General features: G+C 62.7%; 1 protein-coding gene and 3 pseudogenes. 2 read left to right on the forward strand and 2 right to left on the reverse strand.

What is annotated here, in order from left to right; all coding sequences use genetic code 11:
- A pseudogene (locus tag EGJ34_RS20275) lies at nt 1-123 on the forward strand (IS3 family transposase); the annotation flags it as partial.
- A gap of 635 nt (nt 124-758) precedes the next feature.
- Here EGJ34_RS20275 and EGJ34_RS22810 read toward each other — a convergent pair.
- Nucleotides 759-1586 (reverse strand): annotated as a pseudogene (locus EGJ34_RS22810) (MASE1 domain-containing protein); the annotation flags it as partial.
- Nucleotides 1587-1971: 385 nt separating this feature from the next.
- On the opposite strand from EGJ34_RS22810, the gene EGJ34_RS20280 reads away from it, so the two are divergent.
- Nucleotides 1972-2811 carry a PhzF family phenazine biosynthesis protein gene (locus tag EGJ34_RS20280; RefSeq protein ID WP_125362236.1) on the forward strand — a complete coding sequence of 280 codons (840 nt, stop codon included), beginning with the start codon at nt 1972-1974 and terminating at the stop codon, nt 2809-2811.
- Between the two features lie 108 nt (nt 2812-2919).
- Here the strand turns inward: EGJ34_RS20280 and EGJ34_RS20285 are convergent.
- Nucleotides 2920-5299 (reverse strand): annotated as a pseudogene (locus EGJ34_RS20285) (LamG domain-containing protein); the annotation flags it as partial.

The following is a 5299-nucleotide window of genomic DNA, read 5'->3' on the forward strand; positions in this document are numbered from 1 at the left end:
GCGGCACGAGCGGATGTGTTTGACTACATCGAGCGACGCCACAACCCTAGGATGCGCAGAAGGGTCGCCAAGCAGGACCAGAAGGTTGCAGCTCTTTTAGAACCGTCCGTGATATCGGGGTAGAACCCGATGTTCCCCCTATATGCGAGGGTTCTTCCAGTCAATCGTGCCATCAACCTGACAGTTGTAACCTGACTCAGTTGTTGGGTTACATCCGCAGCAGACACCAGCACTATTATTCCCTGATAGCCTGCGATTCTCCCACAGCGAGCTTTCACAATCATCTTGCCCTTCTCGCCAGATAGAAGCAGAGATACGGCTTCCGTCAGAAGTCGATAAGCCGCCAACTGTAAGCCAACTGTCAGCTTGCACGGGTCCCCAGACAATCGTGGAGGGAGCACTCGTTCAGTTCTGCTCCACTCATTGGCGATTCCGCTTATCTGTAGGGTCAAGTACAGCCCAACGTGTTCAAGCGCCGTGGGATATACCATGCTCGTCTCCTCCCTGAATGCTCGAGAGTTCGCAACCGCGATTCGCATAAGATCATCGGCTAGCCCATGGTGACCCTTCTCATTCAACCAGTGCGCTATTTCGCTTAGGGAATGATCAATTCCGTCTCCGACTCTCTTCATGCTTATCACCCGCTTCCTCAGCTCCATCTCTGCTGAGACGTGTGCGGTTTTGGCATGTGCGATGGCCAGTCTTTCCCTGCGTGAACCAGCTCTATGCTGGTGATAGTAGTAAGTGATGCTTGATCCCAGGCAGAGCATCGCGGTTCCGGCGACGGCCAGGATCTGCTGCGTGACGAAGACAGATTGGTCAAAGGTCCACGGTGGCGAAGTCACGCCCATCAAGAGGTTGAGTATAGGTATTGCAATCGCGGCGCCCCTCCACCCATGCATGCAGGTCAATGCAATGGCGGGAAGGGCCATCGATGTCTGGAGGAGCGAGATCAGTAGATCCTGCGTCTTTGGGATCGCTAGCGATCCCACTCCAAGCAGAAGCATTGCGGCAATTGTGGTCGTCGACGAGCGCGTGTACCGGCATACTTCGATATTGGACTCGTTCCGCCGATTCCAGAGAAGCACAAGTGGCACAACCGTGAGCATGCCCACGTAGTCACCGACGACGAACTGTAGAGTCTGCGTCAGCGGCGCGCCAGGCGTCGGAACCGGCCATAGCATGTTCGCCAGAGATACGTTCAGTGCAGTCACCGTGATCGCGGACAGCGCGCATGCAGATAGGGCCCATGCTTCTCCGCCAGTGCGCATCCTCCTGCGATGCCAGTGCACGATCATGGCCACTGAGGGCATGAGCGTGATCGAGCCAAGCACCACCCACGTCAACCCGTACTTCTCGATCATGGGTATCCGCATGTAGGCAAAGTAGGCGTACTCACCGATCAGAAGGTAGACCCATAGACGCCGTGGAAGCAGCAGGAGTGCCGCCACTCGGATCCCTGCAGGCAGATAGAACTGGTCCAATGATATCTGCCGCGCTGACCAGCTCAGGACTGCGTACAGCATTGCGATTACGATGCCTTTGGTTATCCTCTCCCACCGATTCCCTTCCCACCACCACGTCATGCAGACCTCCGGTTGGCCGTGTCGGTTCTGGTCACTTCGACACGGATGTTTTTGGGAGGCGGACAGTAGTCGTGGGTGTGTGCTGATTCAATGGCTCAGATGCATTTTCAGAATCTGATGAATCTGCGGTGTATGGTTGCTTTTTCTGGCGCTCCGTTGAGCGTCAGCGCCGGTGCGGCCTTTGGTCTGAGAGCAGGCGCTTTCGGTGCCCATCAGGAAGCGTGGATGCGTGCTTGTTCCGACAACGCCCACGAACGAGGGTCTGTCGTGATTCGCCGCGAATGCGTCGCGGGTCGAGCGCGGGCAGGATCATGGCAGCCACCCAGGGGTGGCTCTACGGGGGCTTTGGGACGCATGATGCGTTTCCCCACATGCGGAGCCCACCGTGAGCGTCCATCCCTTCCGTCAGGTCAACGTCTTCAGTACCGATCCGCTGCTCGGCAACCCGCTGGCCGTGGTTCATGACGCTGGTGAACTCAGCGACGCCCGCATGGCCGCGTTCGCCAATTGGACCAACCTGAGCGAGACCACGTTCCTGCTGCCGCCGACTGACCCGCGTGCGGACTACCGGGTGCGCATCTTCACCACGATGGGCGAGCTGCCGTTTGCCGGCCACCCCACGCTGGGCAGCTGCTTTGCGTGGCTGGCGCAGGGTGGGGTGCCGCAGGGCGCGGAGATCATCCAGGAGTGCGCGATTGGACTGGTCCGTATTCGCCAGGGCGCGGACGGCTTGGCGTTCGTGGCTCCGCCGCTGCTGCGTGAGGGGCCGCTTGAGGCAGACGTGTTAGAGCGCGTACGTGCTGGGCTGGGTGTCGCCGCTGAGGACGTGGTGGACGCGCAGTGGGCGGTGAATGGGCCGAAGTGGCTGGCGCTGCGACTGTGTAGTCGCGCCGCGGTGCTGGCGATCAAGCCGGATTATCCGGCGCTGGAAGGGTTGATGGTGGGGGTGTTTGCGGCCTGTGACGCTGGCGATGGGGTGGATACCCAGTTTGAATCGCGGGCGTTCATTGCGGGGGAGGCTGCGCCGGAGGATCCGGTGACGGGGAGTCTCAATGCCGGGATTGCGCGGTGGTTGCTGCGCGAGGGGTTGGCACCAGAGCGGTATGTGATCAGCCAGGGCACGGCGTTGGGGCGGGCCGGGCGGGTGCGGGTGGAGGTGGTGGGGGAGGATCTTTGGGTGGGTGGGGAGTGTGTTACGTGTATTGAGGGGAGTGTGACGTTTTGATGCGGTGATGCGCGACGACGCGCATGGCGCGTCAACGCAGGAAACGTAGAGCCGGGCTTGCCCGGCTGAACCACCGCGATGTCGGAAGGAAGCCGGGCAAGCCCGGCTCTACGGGGTTGGTACCACCACGGTGTTGTTGAGGCCGGTGACTTCGGCAGCGTCGCCGTCCAGCATCACACGCACCCGCAGCCCTTCGCGGCTGCCAGCCGGCAGTGGCAAGCCAACGGTCGTGGTACGCGGCACCAGATCGCTCGGCGCTTCCATCGCCGGCACTTCGTTCCGTGCGATCTCCCGCCCGTTCCGGTCTTCCAGCACGGCCACACCCACCGGCGTCGACACGTGGCCCAGGCTGTGCACGGTCACGTGCAGCTGCTTCCCATCCACACGCACATCGCCGCGCCCAACCCCGAGATCCGGCCGCAGCTCCACCGGCGTACCTGCCTGCACCAACTCGAACTCGAACACCTGCGTCTGCCCGGGCGCGAACCGCAGCGGGATCGAGGCACTGCGCTCCAACACGACATCCTGAGTGCTGGCCTTGCCATCGATCTTCCCGTCGCCATCGCGGTCCACGCCGCTGCGCACGCGCCAGGTGCCGGCGGTGACGTTCCACGTGGTCATCTGTGCGTCGGCGGCGCGCTTGCCAAGGTTGTGCGCGGTAACGGTGAAGCGCTCGGTGTTCGGCGAATGCACCAGCAACCCAACCTGCTCAGCGGCCTCGGGCTGGGTGAAGCGCCAGCTGACGGTGTGACCGGGCCAGCTCTGGTTGCGGCGCAGGGCAATGCCGCCGAGGCGGGCGCGCTGCAGGAACTCGCTGTTGGCTTCCACGCGGTCGGACCACCAATGACCCTCGGTGTTCATGTACTCGCGCTGGGCCTTGGCCTGGATGCCGTCGGCATGCAGGTCTTCCAGATACTTCTTGTCGCCGGTGGCCTGCCACGCCATCACGCTGGCGAAGCCGGTCTTGCCTGCATCGGCTTCCGCGATCAGTGCGGGATTCCAGTCCGCGCCACGACCCAGCACTTCGACGAAGTTCTCGCCGAGGTTGGACAAGGAGCTGGGCCCGCCACGCGCCACGCGATAGTCCAGCGCCTTGAGGTACTTGTCGTCACCGGTGAAACGCCATGCGGCCCAGAAGGTGTGCATGGTGTCGCCGCCGCCGGAGCCGTTGTTGAGCTCGCCGCCACGGGTCTTGCCCGTTGCCCAGTTGATCTCGTTGGGCAGCGCCCAACGACCCTTGTCGTCCGTGTAGGCGTGAGCGAGGTAACCGTCCGCCAGGCCCACCACCAGTTTGCGGCCGGTGGGATCCGCGTTGTACTGGCCCATCAGGAACGCGGGATGCAGCGCGGGGAACGAGTACGGCTTCTGCCACTGCCAATTCGGTTCGCGATACACCTTGTTGCCGCCGAACCAGTTGCTGGAGAACAGCAGGTGGCCCTGCGGGTTGGGCAGGATGATGCGCTCGTTGAAGGCCTTCACTGTTTCCATCAGGCGCTCCACGGTCAACGGGTCGCCCCAGTTGAGGTAGAGCATGGCGCTGTTGGCGTTGATGCCTTCTTCGTAGCTGTGCAGTTCGTCGGTCTCGATGGTGCTCAGGCCGTTGCTGAACATGCCATTGCGGTACACCGCGTCGCTCAGCGCGGTGAGCGAGGCATTCAGGCGATCGGGTTCCACGCCCATCAGGGCCAGGCCGGGCCACTGCTGGGTCAGGTCGGTGTCGTCAGAGATGCCGCCGCCGAAGTCGCCATAGGCGATCTGGCGATTGTCGATCCACCAGTCGACGAAGCGACGCACGTACTTCAGGTCTTCGGTCTGGCGGAACGCCCACATCGGTGCACCCTTGGGCGCTTCGGGCTGTTTGAACGGCGGTTTGCCCTGGCTGTTGTAGCTGATGTAGTTCCAGTACAGCCGGCCCAGCTCATGGTCCGGGTCCACCCGCAGCAGGTCGCTCAGGTCGGCATACACGCGCGCATACAGGCGCTGGCGCTTGGAGGTGGTGTGTTCCTCGACCAGGAAACCCCAGTTGTCGCGCACCTGGTTGAAGCGGTCGGCGGTGTGCTCGCGCTTGGCGTCGGCGCGGTCTTTGAACACCAGGCGGATCTCGGCACCATCCAGCGAACTCGCGTTGAAGCCCGGTGCACCAGATGCCACGCTCAACCACAGGCTGTCGGCGGTGAGAATGCGGTCGCGCAGGTCCAGCCACAGCGTGCGCTTCTCACCGGGTTTGACCGAGACGCTGACATCGATCATGTCGCGTGCCGGCCAGATTGGATCCTTGATGCGGATGTTGAGCGGAATCAGGCCGTCGCGGGTGGCCGGCAGGTCCAGCGCCGGAATGTCGATGGCCACGCCATCGAGCCCGTCGTACATGTTCTCCCAGCTGTGCGCCCAGCTGCGGATCAGCGGCTGCGCGGCCGGGGCATCGCCCACGCCGGAAGGAATCAACACGTGCACGATCGGCAGCGGCTGCGCCGGCAGGGTGTCGGCG

Origin of the sequence: Stenotrophomonas sp. 278 (assembly GCF_003935715.1) — a bacterium.
Lineage (GTDB): Bacteria > Pseudomonadota > Gammaproteobacteria > Xanthomonadales > Xanthomonadaceae > Stenotrophomonas > Stenotrophomonas maltophilia_AH.